Origin of the sequence: Rhodococcus sp. T2V, from assembly GCF_029269925.1 — a bacterium.
Lineage (GTDB): Bacteria > Actinomycetota > Actinomycetes > Mycobacteriales > Mycobacteriaceae > Rhodococcus_F > Rhodococcus_F koreensis.
Window position 1 is genome coordinate 98,617 of the sequence record NZ_JARJBD010000019.1, and the last position, 22,446, is coordinate 121,062.

The following is a 22,446-nucleotide window of genomic DNA, read 5'->3' on the forward strand; positions in this document are numbered from 1 at the left end:
CACGCGGAGCGGGAAGGCGGGGAATGATTTCATCCCCCGGACGGGTTGCGACTGGTCGAGACCATCAGAGGTAGGAGTGCTGCAGTGAGCGTGTTGTTCGAACCGATCACCTTCCGTGGAGTCACCGTCCCCAATCGGGTGTGGATGGCGCCGATGTGCCAGTACTCGGCCGACGTGACCGGCATCGACGTGGGGGTGCCGAACGACTGGCACCGGACGCACCTCGTGACGCGGGCCATCGGCGGTGCGGGCCTGATACTCACCGAGGCGACGGCCGTCAGCCCGGAGGGCCGCATCAGCCCGGCCGACCTCGGCATCTGGAACGACACCCAGACCGAAGCCTTCGCGCAGATCAACGAGCAGCTCGAGTACTTCGGCGCGGTTCCCGGCATCCAGCTCGGTCACGCCGGGCGCAAGGGGTCCGCGCACGTCCCGTGGCGAGGCGGCGGGAGCCTCGACGACGACGATCGGTTGTCGTGGCGGACGGTGGCGCCGAGCGCGATCGGTTTCGGCGACCACACCCCGCCCGCGGCGGCGACGGACGAGGACATCCGGAAGGTGGTCGCGGACTTCGCCGCCGCGGCCGAGCGGGCGTCGCGCGCAGGCTTCAAGGTGGTGGAAGTCCATGCGGCACACGGTTATCTGCTGCACCAGTTCCTCTCGCCGGTCAGCAATCACCGCACCGACGAGTACGGCGGCAGCTTCGCGGGCCGCATCCGTCTCCTGCTGGAGGTCGTCGAGGCGGTGCGCAGCGTGTGGCCCGCCGAACTGCCGGTCTTCGTCCGGGTGTCGGCCACCGACTGGTTGTCCGAGGAGCCCGGGCTGGACGCGGACAGCTGGACCCCGGATCAGACCGTCGCCCTCGTGCAGGCGCTCGCCGATCTGGGCGTCGACCTCGTCGACGTCTCCAGCGGCGGCGTCGCGTCGGCGCGGATCCCGGTCGGCCCCGGGTACCAGGTTCCGTTCGCCCGCCGCATCCAGAACGAGACCCTGCTGCCTGCCGCCGCGGTGGGGCTCATCACCGAGCCGGAGCAGGCCGAGCGGATCGTGGAGTCGGGAGAGGCCGTCGCCGTGTTCCTCGGGCGTGAACTGCTGCGCGACCCGTACTGGCCGCGAAAAGCCGCACTGGTATTGAATGCCCAGGTGACGCCGCAGATTCCGGCGCAGTACGCCCGCGCGTACTGACGCTCGGTCCGACAAGCCCCCGCATCCTTTGCTACGGTAATCGCTCTTACAGCTGGTAGTCCCGCACCCCGGACGGCGGAGCGGGACCGACCGACGAGCCAGAGCCGATCGGCGGGGGCCGCATCGCGCCGAAGGGCCGTGGGTTGCCGAACCCGACCAGCAATCGCCGTGCGGGCGACGAAAAGATGCGTGCATCAGGTACGTGCCCCGTGCGGGTGATAACTGCGCTGGGGAGCGCACGACATGAATGCACCAGATCACTCGATCACGTCGGCCGAGGTGGCCGAATCACCTGATGTCACGGTCACCGACGAAGCCTCCGTCAAACGCGCCGTCAAGGCCACCATGCTCGGTAACGCCATGGAGTGGTTCGACTTCGGCGTGTACGCCTACCTGGCGACCACGATCGGCAAGGTCTTCTTTCCCGAGGCCAGCGGCACCGCACAGCTGCTGTCGACGTTCGCGATCTTCGCCGCGGCCTTCGTCGTCCGCCCGCTCGGTGGACTGTTCTTCGGTCCGCTCGGCGACCGGATCGGCCGCAAGAAGGTGCTCGCCACCACGATCATCCTGATGGCGGGCAGCACGTTCGCGATCGGCCTGATCCCGAGTTACGGATCCATCGGGCTCGTGGCACCGATCCTGCTGGTGCTGTTCCGGCTCGTGCAGGGATTCTCCACGGGCGGCGAGTACGGCGGCGCCAGCACGTTCGTCGCCGAGTACGCACCGGACAAGCGCCGCGGGTTCTTCGCGAGCTTCCTCGAATTCGGCACCCTCGCCGGGTATGTCGCGGCCGCGGGACTGGTCACCGTCATCAGCACCGTGGTGAGCGCCGACGCCCTGGTCGACTGGGCGTGGCGGATTCCGTTCCTGCTCGCCGGTCCGCTGGGCCTGATCGGTCTCTACCTGCGGTTGCGGCTCGAGGAGACGCCCGCGTTCCAGCAGATGGAGCAGGCCGAAGAGCGTTCGCTCGCAGACGAATCCACGGGACGCAAACTGCGCGAGACGCTGGTGGAGAACTGGCGTCCGCTGGTGCTGTGCGTGATCCTGGTCGCCACCTACAACATCGCCCACTACGGCCTGCTCAGCTACATGCCGACGTACCTGTCGAACACGCTCGGCTACGACGAATCGCACGGTCTCGTCCTCATGATCATCGTGATGCTCATCATGATGGTGGCGATCAGCTTCGTCGGAAAGCTGTCCGACCGGGTCGGTCGTAAACCGTTGCTGCTGACCGGTTTCGTCGGATTCTTCGCCTTGTCGCTGCCGGCGTACCTCCTCATCGGGGTCGGCCACTACTTCACCGTCTTCCTCGGCCTCGCGATCCTCGGCGGCCTGCTGCTGCTGTTCGTCGGCGTGTTCCCGTCGGTCCTTCCCGCGCTGTTCCCCACCGGGATCCGCTACGGCGGCCTGGCGATCGGATACAACCTCGCGGTGTCGATCTTCGGTGGCACCACTCCCCTGGTGCTCACGGCCCTGCAGGACGCGACGGGCAGCGACCTCGTCGCACCGATGTACATGATGGTCGCGGCGGTCGTGGGCGGGATCGCGGTGCTCCTCATCTCGGAGACCGCCCGCAAGCCCCTCGAGGGTTCGCCGCCCGCCGTGTCCACGGACGCCGAGGCCCGGCGCATCCTGAAGCGCCTCCGCCGCAAGGGCGAGGCATCCGCTGCACCCGCACAGGAGACGGCGGCCGCCGACGCGGGCTAGTCTCGGGATATGTCCGCTCCCAGGGTCGCCGTGGTCGGCAGCGTCAACATGGATCTGCTGACGGCGACCGAACGGTTGCCCGAGCCCGGGGAGACGATCCTGGGCAGCGCCTTCGCCGCCACCCCCGGTGGCAAGGGCGCCAACCAGGCGATCGCCGCGGCGCGGGCGGGCGGGGCCGTGACGTTCATCGGGGCGGTCGGCTCCGACGTGTTCGCCCTCGACCTGCGGCAGGCCCTCGTCGACGCCGAGGTCGACACCCGATACCTGCGGGAGGTCGACGGGCCGAGCGGGATCGCGGCGATCACCGTCGACGCCGCAGGCGAGAACAGCATCGTCGTGGTCCCGGGCGCCAACAGCACCGTGGTGGACCTGACACCCGCCGAACTCGCGGTGGTCGCGGACGCCGACGTCCTGCTCTGCCAACTCGAGATACCTCTCGGCACCGTGGTGGCCGCGGCGGCGCACGCCGCTGCCCACGGCACCGTCGTGATGGTGAATCCGTCACCGGCGCAGCCACTTCCGACCGAACTCGTGAAGCTGATCGACGTGCTGCTGGTGAACCAGACCGAGGCCGCGCAACTCGGCGCCGAGGTCACCGGCGCCGTCTCCCACGTCGTCACCACGCTGGGGTCGTCGGGCGCGGACTACGCGGGCAGCGACGGCACCACACTCCACGCCGACTCCCCGGCGGTCGAGGTGGTCGACACGACCGGCGCGGGCGACGCCTTCGCGGGCGCCCTCAGCGTGTCGTGGCGCGGCGGTCCCGGGACCGCCGTCCCGTTCGCGTGCACGGCGGGCGCACTCGCGACCACCCGCCGCGGCGCCTCCACGTCGTCGCCCACCCGTACCGAGATCGAGGCGGCCCTTCCCTGCTGAGCGCCCCCTGCACTCGGCTGGATCGTCCGTGTCACCCCGGTCGTGCACCATGGGGGCATGACGACCGCCACCGAACCCGCACTCCGTGACGAGGCCGAACGGCTGCTCCGCGAACTGGCAGGCGAGCACGCCACCCTCCGCGACGACCAGTGGACGGCGATCGAGGCGCTCGTGGTGGGCCGCAGACGGGCGCTCGTCGTCCAGCGGACGGGCTGGGGCAAGTCGGCGGTCTACTTCATCGCGGCGAAGCTCCTGCGGGCACACGGGCACGGTCCCACCGTCATCGTGTCGCCGCTCCTGGCGCTGATGCGGAACCAGGTGGCCTCCGCCGAGCGCGCCGGTGTGCGCGCCGCCACCATCAACTCCGGGAACGTCACCGAATGGGACGACATCCACACACGGGTCGCGGACAACGAACTCGACGTGCTGCTGGTCAGCCCCGAGCGGCTCAACAACCCCGACTTCCGCGACCAGGTCCTGCCCTCCCTCGCCGCCGACGCCGGCCTCGTCGTGGTCGACGAGGCGCACTGCGTGTCCGACTGGGGTCACGACTTCCGTCCCGACTACCGGCGGATCCGCACGCTGATCGCCGAGCTGGGCGAGGACATCCCCGTACTGGCCACCACGGCCACGGCGAACGACCGCGTCGTCTCCGACGTCTCCACGCAGCTCGGGGTGGGCGGCGCGGAGACCCTCGTCCTGCGCGGCGGCCTCGAACGCGAGTCGCTGCACCTGTCGGTCGTGCAGATTCCGGAGGCCACCGCCCGGGCGGCGTGGCTCGCCCAGAAGCTCGACAGCCTGCCCGGCTCGGGCATCATCTACGCGCTCACCGTGTCGGCGGCCCGGGATCTGGCAAGCCTGCTGTCCGAGCGGGGGCACACGGTCGCCGCATACACCGGGCAGACCGACGCCGCCGAGCGCGAGACCCTCGAGCAGGACCTGCTCGGCAACCGCGTCAAGGCGCTGGTGGCCACGTCCGCGCTCGGGATGGGGTTCGACAAGCCCGACCTGGGGTTCGTCGTGCACCTCGGTGCGCCGTCGTCGCCCATCTCCTATTACCAGCAGGTCGGGCGCGCAGGCCGGTCCACCGACCGCGCCGAGGTGATCCTGCTGCCCGGATCCGAGGACAAGCAGATCTGGAGCTATTTCGCGTCCGTCGCGTTCCCCCGCGAGCACGTGGTGCGCCGGGTGATCGAGGTCCTGGACACCGATCGGCCGCAGTCCACGCAGGCGCTCGAACCACTCGTGGAGCTCGGCCGCACCCGGCTGGAGATGGTGCTGAAGGTTTTGGACGTGGACGGCGCCGTGCGCCGGGTGCGGGGCGGCTGGGTGGGCACCGGGGAGCCGTGGAACTACGACGCCGACCGGTACGAGCGCCTCGAGCGGGCCCGCGAATCCGAGCAGCAGGCGATGATCGAGTACCAGCGGATCTCCACGTGCCGGATGGCGTTCCTGCGCGAGCAGCTCGACGACCCGGGTCTGGCGGCGGGCACGTCGGACTGCGGGCGGTGCGACAACTGCACCGGAGAGCGCCACGACGCGACTGTCGACGCCGAGGCGGTGCAACAGACCAGAGCGCGCCTCGAGCGCCCAGGCGTGGACCTGGCGCCCCGCAAACAGTGGCCCACGGGCCTCGCGAAGCTCGGCGTGAAGCTGTCCGGGAAGATCTCCGACGGCCCCGAACCGGGTCGCGTGCTGGGCAGGCTGTCCGATCTGGGCTGGGGTCAGCGCCTGCGCTCCCTGCTCGACGAACCGGACGGACCGGCGCCCGACGCCGTCCTGAAGGCCTGCATCCAGGTGCTGGCGTCCTGGGACTGGGCCGAGCGGCCCACGGCGGTGATGGCGGTCGAATCGGCCACCCACCCGCTCCTGTCGGCGTCGATCGCGGAGCAGCTGGCCACAGTGGGCCGGCTCACCGACCTGGGGGTTCTGCGGCTGCGCCCCGAGCATCCGCCGGTGTCCGCAGCCAACTCCGCCTATCGGGTGGCCGGGCTCGTCGACGCCTGGGAGACCCCCGGCGTTCCCGAGGGCACCGGACCGGTGCTGCTCGTCGACACCCTCACCGACACCGGGTGGACCCTCACGATGGCCGCCCGGACGGTCCGCGCGGCGGGTGCCGCGTCGGTTCTCCCCTTCGCGCTCGCGAGTCTCAAATAGGCGAAGTGTGTCGCTTGCGGTTCACCCAAAAGTTACATAATGTGATCAGCATCACTTTGCACGTCTCACCTGCAAAGCTCTGCCGCCTGAACTGTCCAATTTCGCGAGGCACGTGAAATCGAAGGGGATGGTTGTTAGGTTCGAATTTCCAATGACGCCTGTTCAGAAGAGTGCCATCCCGACCACCGCGCCGGACGCGGTGTTGTTCAGAAGTCCAGAGATCACTGACGGAGTCCGGCTCTGGGAGATCGCCAGGAACACGGAAGTGCTCGATCTCAATTCGAGCTACGCATACCTGTTGTGGTGTAGAGATTTCAGCCGATCGTCGGTCGTCGCAGTCGTCGACGAACGCGTCGTGGGGTTCGTATCGGGCTTCATCCGCCCGGAATCCCCTGCGACGCTGTTCGTCTGGCAGGTTGCCGTGGACGCCGACCAGCGCGGCAAGGGAATTGCAGGTCGCATGCTGAGCGCGCTGCTCGATCGCCTTGCACCCGAAGGGATTACCCATCTCGAAACGACGATCAGCCCCGACAACGAGGCTTCGATCGCACTGTTCACAGCATTGGCGCGTCGCCGAGATACGGCGATCAACAAGCAAGAACTGTTCTCCCCTAACGATTTTCCCGATGGACACGAAGCCGAAGATTTGTACACGATCGGCTAAGAGCATGCCCCGGAGGAATGCAGCAACATGACTAACATCGATACGAACATTTTCGAGAGCCTCGAGTCCGAGGTTCGCAGCTACAGCCGCGGCTGGCCCGCCGTCTTCGAGTCGGCGTCCGGATCGTGGATCCGCGACGAGAACGGCCGCGACTACCTCGACTTCTTCGCGGGCGCCGGTTCGCTGAACTACGGCCACAACAACCCGGTCCTGAAGTCGGCGCTCGTCGACTACATCGTCGGCGACGGCATCACGCACGGCCTCGACATGTCGACCGTGGCCAAACGTGACCTGCTCGAGACCTTCCAGGACAAGATCTTGAAACCGCGGGGCCTCGACTACAAGGTCCAGTTTCCCGGACCCACCGGCACCAACACGGTCGAGGCCGCACTGAAACTGGCGCGCAAGGTGACGGGTCGTTCGTCGATCATCAACTTCACCAACGCTTTCCACGGCATGACGCTCGGCGCCCTGTCGGTCACCGGTAACTCGATGAAACGCGCCGGCGCCGGGATCCCGCTGGTGCACGCCACCCCGATGCCGTTCGACAACTACTTCGACGGAGTCACCGAGGACTTCCACTGGTTCTCCCGCGTGCTCGACGACTCGGGCAGTGGCCTGAACCGTCCGGCCGCCGTGATCGTCGAGACGGTGCAGGGTGAGGGTGGCGTCAACGTCGCTCGCCCCGAGTGGCTGCGCGCCCTCGCGGACCTGTGCGCCGAACGCGACATCCTGCTGATCGTCGACGACGTCCAGATGGGCTGCGGACGCACCGGGCCGTTCTTCTCCTTCGAGATCGCCGGCATCACCCCGGACATCGTCTGCCTGTCGAAGTCCATCGGCGGGTACGGCCTCCCGATGGCCCTGACCCTGTTCAAGCGTGAGCTGGACGTGTGGGGCCCGGGCGAGCACAACGGCACGTTCCGCGGCAACAACCCGTCGTTCGTCACGTCGAAGGTCGCCCTGGACCACTACTGGTCCGACGACACCCTGCACAAGTCGACGCTGGCCAAGGGCGAGAAGATCCACCAGGCCTTCACCGAGCTGGCGAACCAGTTCGAGGGTTCCGTGTCCACCCGCGGTCGCGGCCTCGTCCAGGGCCTCGTCTTCGACGAGCCGGAGCACGCCGCCAAGGTCTGCGCACTCGCCTTCGACGAGGGACTGCTCGCGGAGACGTCCGGACCGTCCGACGAGGTGGTCAAGCTCCTGCCGGCGCTCACCATCACCGACGAGGAACTGGACCACGGCCTGGCCATTCTCGCCGACGCCACCGGCAAGGTCTGCAGCTAGAGAGAGGACTGACACCCATGATCGTTCGCACCACCGCAGAAATCACCGACACCGAGCGCGACATCACCAGCGAGGACGGCAACTGGCGCAGCAAGCGCATCATCCTCGGCGGCGACAAAGTGGGCTTCTCGTTCCACGAGACCACGATCAAAGCCGGTTCGGTCAACGAGTTCCACTACGCCAACCACGTCGAGGCCGTCTGGCTCGTCGAGGGAACCGGCAAATTGATCGATCTCGACAACGACAAGGTCTACGAACTCGGTCCCGGTTCGATGTACCTGCTCAACGGTCACGAGCGTCACCGCGTCGAACCGGAGACCGAAATGCGCATGCTGTGCGTGTTCAACCCGCCCGTCACCGGCCGTGAGGTCCACGACGAAAACGGTGTCTACCCCTTGATCGAGGTTCCCGCGTAAGTTCGACCCATGGCCGACGACGCTGCTGTTCCAGCTATAGCCATCGGACCCGCCCCGGACCCGCTCCTCGAGGATGCGGTGCGCCGGGGCGGTGCCCGTGTGGCACCCCTCGACTCCGCGGACGCACTGGTCTGGACCACGGGTCCGATCGGGTTCCCGGACCCGCTTCCCGACAACATCCGCTGGGTGCAGTTGAACTCCGCGGGTGTCGAGGAGTGGTTCGCCGCGAAGGTGATCAGACCCGACTCCACCGTGCTGTGGACGTCGGCGGCGGGCGCGTTCGCCGCCACCGTCGCCGAGCACGCCCTGACGCTGCTGCTGGCCGGGGTGCGGGCGCTGCCCGAGCACCTCGAGGCGAAGACCTGGCGCCAGCAGGAGTTCTTCTCGAAGGTCGGCACCCTGCGCGGCACCACGGTCGCGATCGTGGGCGCCGGCGGTATCGGCCGGGCGCTGATCCCGATGCTCGCGGGGGTCGGCGCCGACGTGATCGCGGTGAATCGTTCCGGAAGCCCGGTGCCGGGTGCGATCGAAACTCTTCCCACCACCCGGCTGGGCGAGGTGTGGGCCCGGGCGGACCACTTCGTGCTCGGCGCTCCCGCCACCGACGCCACCCACCATCTGGTCGGGGCGGCGGAGTTCGCGCAGATGAAGCCGACCGCGTGGGTGATCAACGTCGCGCGCGGCTCACTCGTCCACACCAATGCACTGGTGAAAGCGCTGCGGGACAACACGATCGGTGGTGCGGGACTCGATGTCACCGATCCCGAGCCGCTGCCCGACGGTCACCCGTTGTGGAATCTGCCGAACGTGATCATCACCCCGCACGATTCCAACCCGCCTGCGGTGCGTCCCCCGGCGTTCGCCGAGCACGTGGCGCTGAACGTCACCCGCTTCGTCGCAGGTGAGAATCTCACCGCTCTGATCGATCCCGTCGTCGGGTACTGAACCGGCGCTATTCTGGAGTGCGTGTTCGCCCCACTGATCGACGTACTCGGGGGCCGGCGCCTGTGTGTGATCACCGGCGCCGGCATCTCGACGGACTCCGGGATCCCCGATTACCGCGGTCCGGACTCACCCCCGCGCAACCCCATGACGTATCAGCAGTTCACCGGTGACGCCGATTTCCGCCGCCACTACTGGGCACGGAACCACCTCGGGTGGCGGCACATGGACGCCGCCCGGCCCAACACCGGCCACCGCGCCCTCGCCGGGCTCGAGCGGGCCGGTGCCGTGAGCGCGGTCGTCACCCAGAACGTCGACCTGCTGCACACGAAGGCCGGAAGTCGCCGGGTGATCGACCTGCACGGCACGTACGCCCAGGTCCGGTGCCTGACCTGCAACGCACTGATCTCGCGGGCGACGCTCGCCGACCGGCTCGAGCGCGCGAACCCGGGTTTCGCCGAAACCGTCGCCGCCGCACAGGGAGTGGAGATAGCACCGGACGCCGACGCGGTTGTCACCAGCACCGAGCATTTCCGGATGGTCGACTGCGAGGCGTGCGGCGGCATGCTCAAACCCGACATCGTGTACTTCGGCGAGTCCGTCCCGAAACCGAGGGTCGCGGCCGCCTACGACGTGGTCGACGAGGCCGAGGCACTGCTGGTGGCCGGGTCTTCGCTCACCGTCATGTCGGGACTGCGGTTCGTCCGGTACGCCGCCAAACGCGGAATCCCCATCGCGATCGTCAACCGGGGCGCGACGCGCGGCGACGAGTTCGCCACCCTCACCGTGCACGCCGGTTGCTCGGAAGCCCTCACCGCGCTGCTCGACGCGTCGTCCGCGCTGCCGGCCTGACCGTCAGAGCGGCACCAGGTCGTCGGCGTGGACCACGGGCCGCTGCATCTCGGCAGGCAGTTCCTGGGTCGACTTGCCGAGGATGTCGCTGATCTCGGCCGAATCGTAGGCCACCACTCCCCTGGCCACGGGACGTTCCTCGGGGCCGAGGAGTGACACGACGTCGCCGCCGTAGAACCGTCCCGACACCGCCGTGATGCCCGCGGGCAGCAGCGACCGGCGCCGGGTGACGACGGCCCGGACGGCGCCCTCGTCGATGTGCAGGATCCCCTGCTCGTCAGCGGCGTGCCGCACCCAGAACTTGCGCGCCGACAACCGGGACGGCCGGGCCGCGAACGCGGTCCCCACACTGGCGTCCCGCAGCGCCGCCCCGGCGTCCGAGGCGGCGGCGAGCAGCACCGGAACACCGGCATCGGCCGCGAGGCGCGCCGCGGACAGCTTGGACGCCATCCCGCCGGTGCCGAGGGCGCCGCCCGACCCGGCGACCACCCCGTCCAGATCCTCGGGGCTGTTCACTTCGGGAATCAGCGTCGCATTGCCCTTGCGGGGGTCGCCGTCGTACAGCCCGTCGACATCCGAGAGCAACACGAGTGCGTCCGCGCCGACCAGGTGCGCGACGAGTGCCGCGAGCCGGTCGTTGTCACCGAATCGCAGCTCCGCGGTGGCGACGGTGTCGTTCTCGTTGACGATCGCGACCGCGTGCAGGGCGCGCAGGCGGTCGAGGGTGCGCTGCGCGTTGCGGTGCTGCGCGCGGCGGGCGATGTCGTCCGCCGTCAGCAGCACCTGTCCCACCGTGCGCCCGTACCGGGCGAACGAAGTACCCCAGGCGTGGGCCAGCGCCAGCTGGCCCACGCTCGCGGCGGCCTGCTTCGTCGCCAGGTCCCGCGGCCGCTTGGTCAGCCCCAGCGGGGCCAGACCGGCGCCCACCGCCCCGGACGACACGACGACCACGTCGGAACCGGCACGCATCCGTGTCTCGATCGCGTCGGCCAGCGCGTCGAGCCGACCGACGTCGAGCCCGCCGACCAGACTGGTCAGCGCGGACGAGCCGATCTTCACGACGATGCTGCCCGCCGACGCGACCGTGCGCCGGGTGGCGCTCACTGGGCTTCGGGGTCGAGGCCTTCGAGACCGCGACGGACCCTGGATGCGTGCTTGCGCTCGGTCGCGCCGATGCGCTCCACCTGATCCAGACGCGGGTCGGTGCCGCGGCCGGTGCGGGTGAGGTCGACACCGGCGGGTGTCTGGGGCTCCCAGTCGAAGCTCACGTCGCCGATCGTGACGGACGCGCCGGGCTCCGCACCCTGCTTGACGAGTTCGGTTTCCACACCGAGCCGCGCGAGACGGTCGGCGAGGTAGCCCACGGCCTCGTCGTTGTCGAACTGTGTCTGCCGCACCCAGCGCTCCGGCCGCGTGCCGCGGACGATGAACCCACCGGGGATCTCCGGATCGGCGATGACGCTGAAGCTGCTCTCGTTGGCGATCACCGGGCGGATCACCTGCCGCTTCGGCTCGGCCTTCGGGTGCGCCTCCCGGTAGTCGGCGACCAGCTTCGCCAGCGCGAACGTCAACGGGCGCAACCCTTCTCGGCTGACCGCCGAGATCGTGAAGATCGGCCATCCGCGGGCCTCGAGGTCGGGGGTCACCATGTCGGCCAGCTCGGCCGCCTCCGGAACGTCCGCCTTGTTCAGGATCACGATGCGGGGGCGGTCCGCGAGGTCACCGAGGCCGGTGTCCCCGGACAGCGCACCCTTGTACGCGGCGAGTTCCGCCTCGAGCGCATCGATGTCGGAGATCGGGTCGCGGCCCGGGTCCAGAGTCGCGCAGTCGACGACGTGGGCCAGCACGGCGCACCGCTCGAGGTGGCGCAGGAAGTCCAGCCCGAGTCCGCGGCCGTCGCTCGCGCCGGGGATCAGCCCGGGCACGTCGGCCACCGTGAACGTGGTGTCGCCGCTCGATACCACGCCGAGGTTCGGCACGAGGGTCGTGAACGGGTAGTCGGCGATCTTCGGCTTCGCCGCCGACAGCACGGACACCAGCGAGGACTTGCCCGCCGACGGGAATCCGACCAGCCCGACATCGGCGACGGACTTCAGTTCGAGGACCAGTTCGCGCTCGACGCCGTCCTCTCCGAGGAGGGCGAAGCCCGGCGCCTTACGCGCCTTCGACGAGAGGGCGGCGTTGCCGAGCCCACCGCGGCCGCCCTGGGCAGCTTCGAAGCGGGTGCCGACACCGATGAGGTCGGCGAGGATCCGGCCGTCCTCGTCGAGAACGACGGTGCCGTCGGGGACCTTCAGGATCAGGTCGTCACCCTGGGCGCCGTCGCGGTTGCTTCCCATCCCCTGCTTGCCGTTGGTGGCCTTCGCATGGGGGTGGAAATGGAAGTCGAGGAGGGTGTGGACGTTGCCGTCCACCTCGAGCACGACGTCACCGCCACGCCCACCGTTGCCGCCGTCCGGGCCACCGAGCGGTTTGAACTTCTCCCGGTGTACGGAGGCGCAGCCATTGCCGCCTTTTCCGGCGCTGACGTGCAGCACGACGCGGTCAATGAATCGGGACATGACTGCCGGATCCTTCCTCAGTCAATTGTGTTGATCTCTGAAACGAACAATAGGGGCGGACCGGGTATCTCGACCCAGGTCCGCCCCTATTGGGAGCTTGAAACGTCCCTCACGGGACGATGCATACTCGCGGCAGGACTAGACCTCTGCCGCCGCCGGAACGATGTTCACGGTCTTGCGTCCACGCTTGGTGCCGAACTCGACGGCACCGGCGGAGAGAGCGAACAGCGTGTCGTCGCCGCCACGACCGACGTTGACGCCGGGGTGGAAGTGGGTTCCGCGCTGACGGACCAGGATCTCGCCGGCGCTGACGGACTGGCCGCCGAAACGCTTCACGCCGAGTCGCTGAGCATTGGAATCGCGACCGTTACGGGAGCTGGATGCACCCTTCTTATGTGCCATGTTCTTGACCCTCCTCGGGTGAAATCAGCTCTGAGGCTCTAGCTACTTGATGCCGGTGACCTTGAGGACCGTCAGCTTCTGCCTGTGGCCCTGACGCTTGTGGTAGCCGGTCTTGTTCTTGAACTTGTGGATCCGGATCTTCGGGCCCTTGGTGTGCTCGACGACCTCACCCGTGACCGAGATCTTGGCCAGCTTGTCGGCGTCGGTCGTCAGATCGGATCCGTCGACGACGAGAACGGGAGCAAGCGAGACAGCAGTGCCGGGCTCACCCTCGATCTTCTCGACCTTGACGAGGTCACCAACAGCGACCTTGTACTGCTTTCCGCCGGTCTTGACGATCGCGTACGTTGCCATCGGAGGGCTACCCCTTGCTTCTTCGAACTTGCTCGCGCCACAGTGTGCGCGACTGGTCTGGTGTGACGGCTAGCTCGGTCGAGATCGCGCAGCCTTCACAGGTGAGGGCACAGCTGACCTTCATCGCCGAGTAGCGACTGGTCAAGGTTACAGGAAGGCAACCGTTCCGTACAAACCGGCGTCGATCGCCTTCCCGCGTTCCCTCGTCAGTGGTCGGCGTCGACCGGCGGGCCTGCCGGACGTGCCGCGGCCCGTCGACGCCGCGGCTTGCGCGGCGCTGCCTGCGGATCCGCACCGTCCGACGAGGACGCCGCCGGTCCGCTCACGGTCGAAGCCGACATGGCCGACACCGGTTCCGGTGCGTGCTCCGCGCCGGGCTCCGGCGTCGGAATCACGAACACGGTCCCGGCACTCGGGGTTTCGGACACCGGCGCCGCCGCTGCCCTCGACACCCGGCGACTCCTGCGCCGCGTCGGGGCCACCGGCTCCGGTGCGGGCTCGGGCTCCGGTGCAGGCTCGGGTGCGCGCTCCACGACGGGTTCCGGGGTCTCGGCGACCGGTGCCGCTTCGGCCGGTGCCGCTTCGACGGCAGGCGCCTCGACCGCAGCTTCCACGGCTTCCTCGACGACAGCCTCCTCGACGACGGCTACCTCGGCCTCGGGTGCCACGACGGCTTCCGCAGCCACCGCTGCGGGCGCCTCGGCCACGGCCTCCTCGATCCCGGGCAGCTCCGCCTTGTCCGCGGCCGCAGCCTCCGCCTTGTGCCCGGCCTCCGCCTTGTGCGCGGCCTCCGCCTCGTGATGGTGGTGTGCCATCGCGAGAGCGACCGGGTGAGCCCGCTTCACGGTGGCGTCCACCGTCGGGGTCTCCTCGTGCGCGGGAGCCTGCGGAGTGTCCCCGCCGGACGACTTGTCGCGTCCCCGCTTCTTGCGGGAACCGCCGGCGTCACCGCCGCGGGAAGACCCGCGTGCACCGGTGTCCTCGGACGTCTTCACCTCGATCGGCTCGGCATGAACGATGATGCCGCGGCCGTGGCAGTGCTCACACGTCGTGGAGAACGCCTCGACCAAGCCGGTGCCCAGCTTCTTCCGGGTCATCTGCACGAGCCCGAGCGACGTCACCTCGGACACCTGGTGGCGGGTGCGATCGCGGCCCAGGGCCTCGGTCAGACGTCGCAGCACCAGGTCGCGGTTCGACTCGAGCACCATGTCGATGAAGTCGACGACGATCATGCCGCCGATGTCCCGCAGGCGCATCTGCCGGACGATCTCCTCGGCAGCCTCGAGGTTGTTCCGGGTGACGGTCTCCTCGAGGTTTCCGCCGGCACCGGTGAACTTGCCGGTGTTGACATCGACCACGGTCATGGCCTCGGTGCGGTCGATCACGAGCGTGCCACCGGACGGCAACCAGACCTTGCGGTCGAGCGCCTTCGCCAGCTGCTCGTCGATGCGGTGCGCCTCGAAGACGTCGACGCCGTTGTCCGACGTGTGCTGCGCGAGCCTCGGCATGAGGTCGGGTGCGACGGACTTGATGTACGACTCGACCGTCGACCAGGCCTTCTCGCCCTCGATCACGAGCTTCGAGAAGTCCTCGTTGAACAGGTCGCGGATGACCTTCACGAGGAGATCGGGCTCCTCGTAGAGGGCCTGCGGGTTGCCGGACTTGCCGGATTCCGCCTTCGCGGCCTGAGCCTCGATCCCGGCCCACTGCTCCTGCAGGCGCGTCACGTCGCGAGCGAGTTCCTCCTCGCTCACACCCTCCGACGCGGTCCGGATGATGACTCCGGCGTCCGAGGGCACGATGTCGCGCAGGATGTCCTTGAGACGCTTGCGTTCCGTGTCGGGCAGTTTACGGCTGATCCCGGTGGACGTGCCGCCGGGCACGTAGACGAGGAACCGGCCCGCGAGGCTGATCTGCGTGGTCAACCGCGCACCCTTGTGCCCGACCGGGTCCTTGCTGACCTGGACCAGCACCTGGTCGCCGGGCTTGAGCGCCTGCTCGATCTTGCGGGAGTTGCCACCGAGCCCGGCGGCCTCCCAGTTGACCTCACCGGCGTACAGCACGCCGTTGCGGCCGCGGCCGATGTCGATGAACGCCGCTTCCATGCTGGGCAGCACGTTCTGGACGCGCCCGAGGTACACGTTGCCGACCATCGAGGCCGACGCCGACGTGGTCACGAAGTGTTCGACGAGGACGCCGTCTTCGAGCACGGCGACCTGCGTCGTCGCGTGCGGTTGCCCGGTGGCGACGCGGTCGCGCACGACCATGACGCGGTCGACGGCCTCGCGGCGTGCCAGGAACTCCGATTCCGTGAGGATCGGCGGACGGCGGCGGCCGGCATCGCGGCCGTCGCGGCGACGCTGACGCTTCGCCTCGAGCCGCGTCGAACCGGTGATGCCCTGGACCTCGTCCTTCGAGCGGCTCTTGTTGCGAGGCTCACGCTCGTGCACGACGGTGTTCGGCGGATCGTCCTCGGACGTGGCGTCTCCCGACCCCTCGCCACCGGACTTGCGACGGCGGCGGCGACGACGGCGACGGCTCGAACCGTCGGAGTCGCCCTCACCGGTCTCTTCGTCCCCGGACTCCGCTTCCGCCTGCTCGGCGTCCGCGGGCTTCTCCTCGGACTCCCGGCTCGGCGTCTCCGCGCCCTTCTCCGTGCCCGTGTCTTCGCGGCCCTTGTCCTCGCGCGCGGACTCCTCGGCCTCGGCACCCTCGGTGTCGGTATCGGTGTCCTGTTCGTTCGGCTGCTCGCCCCGTCCGCGGCCGCGGCCGCGACGGCCACGTCGACGACGGCGCGGCTGATCGCCGTCGACGTCGGACTCGTCCGATTCGGTCTCGGCGGTTCCGGTGTCCGTGGCCTTCGCCGGCTCGACGACGTCCTCGCGCGACTCGGCGACGGGCGGCTGCTCGGTGGTGGGTTCGGGCGTCCCGGCATCCCGGCGACTGCGCCGGCGACGCGGCGGCGTCTCGACTGCCGCGAGGTCGGGCTGCAGGAAGAGCGGGACCTGAGAAACGGCGGGAGTCTCGGCGGGCTCCTCGGCAGCGGGCGCCTCGGCCTGATAGGTGGTGGTGAACAGGTCGTGCCCGAGGTCGGGTTCGGACACCGCGGCCTCCTTGGCGACGGGTTCCGGGGCCGGCTCGGCGGGAGCCTGTTCGGCGGGAGTTTCCTCGGCGGGAGCCTCCGGCGCCGCAGCCTGCTCGACAGGGGCTTCCTCGGCCGGAGCCTCCGGCGCCGCAGCCTGCTCGACAGGGGCTTCCTCGGCGGGCGCCTCGGCCGGAGCGGTCTCCGCAGCGGTGAATCCGGCGTATACCCGCTCGGCGATGTCGCGTTGCAGGCTCGACTGCGCACTGCGCAGTTCCAATCCGAGGGCCGCGGCCTCGGCGAGAACCTGCTTGCTCGTCACGCCCAGCAACTTCGCGAGGGCGTGAACGCGAATCTTCTCCGGAAGAGCGGGAACCGCGCTCCCGGCGGTGGCCGTATCGTTCGGCTCTGAATTTGTGGGCGGCGCTTGATCGGCCACGTAGTCTCCTCAGCCCCCGGGCGCGTCCACTCCCCTGTCTGGGAATGTCACGCGGCCACGCGAGGGCGCAGTATGTGTACTCGCGCCCCAGATGTGAGCGCGAGATTGTCTGGTCTCGCTCCACACAGCGCGTGCAGTGTCCGTTTTCACTGCACACCCATGTAGTGCCTTGCGGATGGCCGTGATCCGCGGTGCGAGCGCCTGATCATCCAGCGTGCCGATACGCCCAGGTATTTCCTGTTGACGCAGGGGCAGCGATGAAGGGCATCGAGCCGTGGTGTCATCCGGTCGAAGCCACGTGGTGCACAAATTGCGGTCCGACCACCCTCAGTATCCCACACGTGTGCCGCGGTCCGTGCCAGCGGCGCACGTATCGTTCTGGAACATGTTCCGTTCGTCGTTCTGGAACATGTTCCGTTCGCGATGGCGCCGCCCGCCCGGAGGGCAGGTCGGTGGATCGAGGGGTGGGTGGAGAGGGTGGGTCAGTTCGCGGCGAGCTGGGGGAACCAGAGGGCGATCTCGCGCTCGGCGGACTCGACCGAGTCGGAGCCGTGAACAAGGTTCTCGCCGGCTTCGAGCCCGAAATCACCGCGGATCGTGCCCGGAACAGCCTTCTCGACCGGGTCGGTACCGCCGGCGAGCTGACGGAACGCCGCGATCGCCCGGGGACCTTCGAGGACTGCCGCGACGAGCGGGCCGCCCGTGATGAATTCCAGCAGGCCGGGGTAGAACGGGCGGCCTTCGTGCTCGGCGTAGTGGGCTGCGGCGATGTCGCCGGGAGCGGTGCGCAGCTCGAGCGCGGAGATCGTCAGACCCTTCCGCTCGATACGACCGAGGATTTCTCCTACATATCCGCGGGCAACGGCATCGGGCTTGATCAGTACAAGGGTGCGCTCAGTCACGGCGCACAGCCTAAATGGTCAGCCGCGCTGCCCCGGCAGCAGGCCCCGCTCCATTCGCTGACGCACATTCCGGCGGAAGTAGAGGAGGTAGCCCCACAGGATGGCGAAGACCACCCCGACCGAACCGATCGACACGTGGACGAAGAAACCGAGCAGGAGCCCCACCTGCAACAACAGGTTGTACTTCATCGCCCAGGGGCGGCCCTGCAGGCCGGCCCCGAGGATCATGAGCACCGCGAGCCCCACCAGGTACGTCCCGGACCACCAGGTGAGTCCGCCGCCGACCGTCGCGACGACCGGCAGGGCGAGAAGCACCACGATCGCTTCCAGGATCAGCGATCCCGCGACCACGCCGCGGAAGCCCTTCCACGGGTCCTTGGTCGGCGGGCCGAACTCCGGTTCCGAAGCACGGGGGTCCTGCTCGCTCACGCTGGGTCCTTTCCGAAGAGGGTGCGGGCCGCACCGGCGGTCACCACGGATCCGGTGACCACGACGCCCGCCCCCGATACTGCCTCACCGGGTTCGGCGACCTCCTCGGCCAGTCCGATGGCCGTTTCCAGCGCGTCCGCGAGGGTCGGCGCCACCACGACCCGTTCGTCGCCGAACTTGGCGACCGCGAGATTGGCGAGATCCTCGACGTCCATCGCCCGCGCCGAACCGTTGTGGGTCACCACGAGCTCGTCGAACACCGGTTCCAGCGCCGACAGAATGCCGTCGACGTCCTTGTCCCCCATCACACTGACGACGCCGACGAGCTTGCGGAAGTCGAATTCGGCGGTCAGCGCGGCGGCGAGCGCACGAGCGCCGTCCGGATTGTGCGCGGCGTCGAGGAAGACGGTCGGTGCGCTGCGCACGCGTTCGAGCCTGCCGGGATTGACGACCGAGGCGAACCCCTCCCGGATCGCGTCCTGGTCGAGCTGCCGCTCCGGGCCTGCACCGAAGAACGCCTCGACCGCCGCGAGCGCGAGGGACGCGTTACGCGCCTGGTGCTCACCGTGCAGGGGCAGGAAGACGTCGGTGTAGACCCCGCCGAGGCCCTGCAGTTCGAGCTGCTGGCCGCCGACGGCGATCTGCCGGGCGAGCACCGTGAATTCGGAGCCCTCCCGCGCGACCGCGGCATCGACCTCGACGGCACGGCGGAGCAGCACGTCCATCACTTCCGGCGTCTGTTCGGCGAGGATGGCGACAGTGTCGCGCGGCACGAGCGCGTCCTCGCGACCCTTCTTGATGATGCCGGCCTTCTCCTGCGCGATCCCGGCGAGGTCGTCGCCGAGATACTCCGCGTGGTCGAGGCTGATCGGGGTGATCACCGCGATCTGCCCGTCGATGACATTGGTTGCGTCCCAACGCCCGCCGAGGCCCACCTCGACGACGGCGACGTCGACGGGCGCCTCCGCGAACGCGGCGTACGCCATCGCGGTGAGCACCTCGAACTTGCTCATCGCCGGGCCGCCCGCCGCCTGCGACTGCTGGTCGATCATCTGCACGTACGGTTCGATCTCTCGGTAGGTGTCGACGTAGCGGCGCGGCGACACCGGGCGTCCGTCGATGCTGATCCGCTCGGTGGCGAGCTGCAGGTGCGGGCTCGTGGTGCGGCCCGTGCGCCGGTGCAGCGCGGTGAGCAGTGCGTCGACCATCCGCGTCACCGACGTCTTGCCGTTGGTGCCGGTGACGTGGATCGCCGGGTATCCGTCCTGCGGTGACCCGAGGATGTCCATCAGGGCCGCGATTCGGCTCAGCGACGGCTCGATCTTCGTCTCGGGCCACCGCTTGTCGAGTTCGGCCTCGACCAGCGTCAACTCCGCGAGGTCGACGGGGCTGACTTCCTCCGGCGTGAAGTCGGGCGAGGTCACGCGCCTTCCAGCTCCTTCAATCGCTTGGTGATGCGTTCGATTTCTTCTGTCGCAATCTGCTGACGCGTCCGGATCTTGTCCTTGACGGCGTCGGGAGCCTTGGCCAGGAACGCCTCGTTGGAGAGTTTCGCGGTGGTTCCGGCGAGTTCCTTCTGCGCGGCCGCGAGGTCCTTCTCCAGCCGCGCCTTCTCGGCGCCGAGGTCGACGTTGCCGGACGTGTCGAGGTCCACGGTGACGGTCGCCTTGCTCAGGCGCACCTCCACCGAGGCCGACGCGGCGAACCCGTCCTCCGGGTCCGTCAGCCGGGCCAGCGACGTGACCGCGGCGAGCTGCGTGGTCAGATCGGCCTCGGCGATCCCGCTGATCCGGGCGGGCACCCGCTGCGACGGCTTGAGACCCTGATCGCTGCGGAACCGGCGCACCTCGGTCACCAGTCGCTGCATGTCCTCGACACGCTGCGCCGCAACCACATCCGCGGCGTCCTCCGCTGCCTGCGGCCACTGCGCCACGACGACGGACTCGCTACCGGTGAGCGCCTTCCACAGGGTCTCCGTGACGAACGGGATGACCGGGTGGAGCAGGCGCAGCAGCGCGTCGAGGACGTTGCCGAGCACTGCCCTCGTGTTCGCCGCGACCGTGTCGTTCTCGGCGAACTGCACCTTGGCCAGCTCGAGGTACCAGTCGCAGACCTCGTCCCACGCGAAGTGGAACAGCGCCTCGCACGCCTTGCTGAACTCGTACCGGTCGAACGCGGTGTCGACGTCGCCGCGCACCTGGTCGAGGCGGTCGAGGATCCACCGGTCCGCGTCGGTCAGTTCGCCGCGGGCGGGCAGCGGCGCGGGTGCGGCCCCGTTCATGAGGGCGAACTTGGTCGCGTTGAACAGCTTGGTCGCGAAGTTCCGGGACGACTGCGCGTGGTCCTCGCCGACGGACAGGTCGCTGCCGGGGTTGGCGCCGCGGGCCAGCGTGAAGCGGAGCGCATCGGCACCGAAGCGGTCGACCCAGTCGAGGGGGTCGATGCCGTTGCCCCGCGACTTCGACATCTTCTTGCCGAACTGATCGCGAACGAGGCCGTGCAGGAACACGTCCTCGAACGGCATCTGCGGTCCGGACTTGCCTTCGCTGAACACCCCGTCGCTTCGCTCGCCCCGCCCGGTAATCGCGTCGTCCTCCGACACGTACGTGCCGAACATCATCATCCGCGCCACCCAGAAGAACAGGATGTCGTAACCGGTGACGAGAACGCTTGTGGGATAGAACTTCTCCAGCTCCGGCGTCTTCTCGGGCCAGCCCATGGTCGAGAACGGCCACAGCCCGGAGGAGAACCAGGTGTCGAGGACGTCGGGGTCCTGCACCCAGCCCTCGGGCGCGGTCTCGTCCGGTCCGAAGCACGCGACCTCGCCGTCGGGGCCGTACCAGATCGGGATCCGGTGACCCCACCACAGCTGCCGCGAGATGCACCAGTCGTGCATGTCGTCGACCCAGGCGAACCATCGCGGTTCCTGACTCGCCGGGTGAATGACGGTGTCACCGTTGCGGACCGCGTCACCCGCCGCCTTCGCGAGGGACTCGACCTTCACCCACCACTGCAGCGACAGGCGCGGCTCGATGGACTCGCCGGTGCGCTCGGAATGCCCGACGCTGTGCAGGTAGGGCCGCTTCTCGGCGACCACGCGGCCCTGCTCGGCGAGCGCCTCCCGCACCTTGACCCGCGCCTCGAAGCGGTCGAGACCGTCGAACTGCGTTCCCGTGTCGGCGATCTTGCCGGTCTTGTCCATGATGGTCGGCATCGGCAGGTTGTGCCGCAGGCCCATCTCGAAGTCGTTGGGGTCGTGCGCCGGAGTGATCTTGACGGCGCCGGTGCCGAACTCGGGGTCGACGTACTCGTCCGCGACGATCGGGATGTCGCGGCCGGTGAAGGGGTGCTCGAGCGTCGTCCCGATCAGGTGCTTGTAGCGCTCGTCGTCGGGGTGGACGGCGACGGCGGTGTCGCCGAGCATCGTCTCGACACGGGTGGTGGCGACCACGACGTGCGGTTCGTCGTCGTTCAGGGAGCCGTACCGCAGGGAGACCAGCTCACCCTCGACGTCCTCGAACTTCACCTCGATGTCGGAGATCGCGGTCTGCAGCACGGGCGACCAGTTGACGAGTCGCTCGGCCCGGTAGATCAGACCGTCGTCGTACATGCGCTTGAAGATGGTCTGGACGGCGCGGGAGAGCCCGTCGTCCATGGTGAAGCGGTCGCGGCTCCAGTCGACGCTGTCACCGATACGGCGCATCTGGCCGCCGATGGTGCCACCGGACTCCCGCTTCCAGTCCCACACCTTGTCGATGAACAGTTCGCGGCCGAAGTCTTCCTTCGTCTTGCCGTCGACGGCGAGCTGCTTCTCGACCACGGTCTGCGTCGCGATGCCCGCGTGGTCCATGCCCGGCAGCCACAGCACCTCGTAGCCCTGCATCCGCTTGCGTCGACTCAGCGCGTCCATCAGCGTGTGGTCGAGAGCGTGACCCATGTGCAGGCTGCCGGTCACGTTGGGCGGCGGCAGAACGATGGAGTACCCCGGCTTCTCGCTGTGGGGGTCCGCGCGGAAGTAACCGGCGTCTACCCAGCCCTGATACAGATCGTCCTCGACGGAACTGGGGTCCCAGCTCTTCGGGAGGGCATCGGCACGGTTCTGGGGATTTTCTGGAGCTGCACTGGTCACCCGTCGAGTCTAATGAACGCGCGGACGACCCACGACGGGGCTACCGTGCGGCCCCG

General features: G+C 68.8%; 18 protein-coding genes. 9 read left to right on the plus strand and 9 right to left on the minus strand.

Annotated elements, in window-relative coordinates:
- Positions 1 to 84 precede the first annotated feature (84 nt).
- From P3H15_RS18130 to P3H15_RS18170, 9 genes are all read left to right on the plus strand, one after another.
- Complete coding sequence (locus tag P3H15_RS18130) at positions 85 to 1,185, plus strand: NADH:flavin oxidoreductase/NADH oxidase (protein ID WP_276138510.1); 1,101 nt, start codon at positions 85 to 87, stop codon at positions 1,183 to 1,185.
- Between the two features lie 243 nt (positions 1,186 to 1,428).
- Positions 1,429 to 2,895, plus strand: a complete 1,467-nt coding sequence (locus P3H15_RS18135) for an MFS transporter (RefSeq protein ID WP_276138511.1) — start codon at positions 1,429 to 1,431, stop codon at positions 2,893 to 2,895.
- Positions 2,896 to 2,904: 9 nt separating this feature from the next.
- Positions 2,905 to 3,771 (plus strand): ribokinase, encoded by an 867-nt coding sequence (locus P3H15_RS18140; protein WP_276138512.1) that lies wholly within the window; start codon positions 2,905 to 2,907, stop codon positions 3,769 to 3,771.
- A gap of 57 nt (positions 3,772 to 3,828) precedes the next feature.
- A complete protein-coding gene (locus P3H15_RS18145) occupies positions 3,829 to 5,928 on the plus strand; it encodes an ATP-dependent DNA helicase RecQ (protein ID WP_276138513.1) in 2,100 nt (699 codons plus the stop codon).
- 151 nt (positions 5,929 to 6,079) lie between these two features.
- On the plus strand, positions 6,080 to 6,592 hold the full coding sequence (gene ectA / locus P3H15_RS18150; RefSeq protein ID WP_009474013.1) for a diaminobutyrate acetyltransferase: 513 nt from the start codon (positions 6,080 to 6,082) through the stop codon (positions 6,590 to 6,592).
- Positions 6,593 to 6,619: 27 nt separating this feature from the next.
- Positions 6,620 to 7,882 (plus strand): diaminobutyrate--2-oxoglutarate transaminase, encoded by a 1,263-nt coding sequence (ectB, locus tag P3H15_RS18155; protein WP_276138514.1) that lies wholly within the window; start codon positions 6,620 to 6,622, stop codon positions 7,880 to 7,882.
- A gap of 17 nt (positions 7,883 to 7,899) precedes the next feature.
- Positions 7,900 to 8,298: an ectoine synthase gene (locus tag P3H15_RS18160; RefSeq protein WP_012688262.1), complete on the plus strand. Its 399-nt coding sequence runs from the start codon at positions 7,900 to 7,902 to the stop codon at positions 8,296 to 8,298.
- Positions 8,299 to 8,307: 9 nt separating this feature from the next.
- A complete protein-coding gene (locus P3H15_RS18165) occupies positions 8,308 to 9,243 on the plus strand; it encodes a D-isomer specific 2-hydroxyacid dehydrogenase family protein (RefSeq protein ID WP_276138515.1) in 936 nt (311 codons plus the stop codon).
- A 21-nt stretch (positions 9,244 to 9,264) separates the two neighbouring features.
- A complete protein-coding gene (locus P3H15_RS18170; protein ID WP_276138516.1) occupies positions 9,265 to 10,092 on the plus strand; it encodes an NAD-dependent protein deacetylase in 828 nt (275 codons plus the stop codon).
- Between the two features lie 3 nt (positions 10,093 to 10,095).
- Here the strand turns inward: P3H15_RS18170 and proB are convergent, their stop codons facing one another.
- The 9 genes from proB to P3H15_RS18215 all read right to left on the minus strand — a co-directional run bounded on the left by proB (position 10,096) and on the right by P3H15_RS18215 (position 22,390).
- Positions 10,096 to 11,196, minus strand: a complete 1,101-nt coding sequence (gene proB, locus P3H15_RS18175; RefSeq protein WP_276138517.1) for a glutamate 5-kinase — start codon at positions 11,194 to 11,196, stop codon at positions 10,096 to 10,098.
- A complete protein-coding gene (obgE, locus tag P3H15_RS18180; RefSeq protein ID WP_276138518.1) occupies positions 11,193 to 12,653 on the minus strand; it encodes a GTPase ObgE in 1,461 nt (486 codons plus the stop codon). The genes proB and obgE overlap by 4 nt, the downstream gene beginning before the upstream one ends.
- Before the next feature lie 138 nt (positions 12,654 to 12,791).
- Positions 12,792 to 13,055, minus strand: a complete 264-nt coding sequence (rpmA, locus tag P3H15_RS18185; protein WP_012688267.1) for a 50S ribosomal protein L27 — start codon at positions 13,053 to 13,055, stop codon at positions 12,792 to 12,794.
- A gap of 42 nt (positions 13,056 to 13,097) precedes the next feature.
- Positions 13,098 to 13,409 (minus strand): 50S ribosomal protein L21, encoded by a 312-nt coding sequence (gene rplU / locus P3H15_RS18190; protein ID WP_005248081.1) that lies wholly within the window; start codon positions 13,407 to 13,409, stop codon positions 13,098 to 13,100.
- 206 nt (positions 13,410 to 13,615) lie between these two features.
- Complete coding sequence (locus tag P3H15_RS18195; protein WP_276138519.1) at positions 13,616 to 16,930, minus strand: translation initiation factor IF-2 N-terminal domain-containing protein; 3,315 nt, start codon at positions 16,928 to 16,930, stop codon at positions 13,616 to 13,618.
- Between the two features lie 482 nt (positions 16,931 to 17,412).
- Entirely contained in the window at positions 17,413 to 17,832 is a 420-nt protein-coding gene (gene ndk / locus P3H15_RS18200; protein ID WP_276138520.1) for a nucleoside-diphosphate kinase, read from the minus strand.
- Positions 17,833 to 17,850: 18 nt separating this feature from the next.
- Complete coding sequence (locus P3H15_RS18205; protein ID WP_012688270.1) at positions 17,851 to 18,261, minus strand: DUF4233 domain-containing protein; 411 nt, start codon at positions 18,259 to 18,261, stop codon at positions 17,851 to 17,853.
- On the minus strand, positions 18,258 to 19,685 hold the full coding sequence (locus P3H15_RS18210; protein WP_276138521.1) for a folylpolyglutamate synthase/dihydrofolate synthase family protein: 1,428 nt from the start codon (positions 19,683 to 19,685) through the stop codon (positions 18,258 to 18,260). The genes P3H15_RS18205 and P3H15_RS18210 overlap by 4 nt, the downstream gene beginning before the upstream one ends.
- On the minus strand, positions 19,682 to 22,390 hold the full coding sequence (locus tag P3H15_RS18215; protein ID WP_276138522.1) for a valine--tRNA ligase: 2,709 nt from the start codon (positions 22,388 to 22,390) through the stop codon (positions 19,682 to 19,684). Before P3H15_RS18215 ends, P3H15_RS18210 begins: the two co-directional genes overlap by 4 nt.
- Positions 22,391 to 22,446 lie beyond the last annotated feature (56 nt).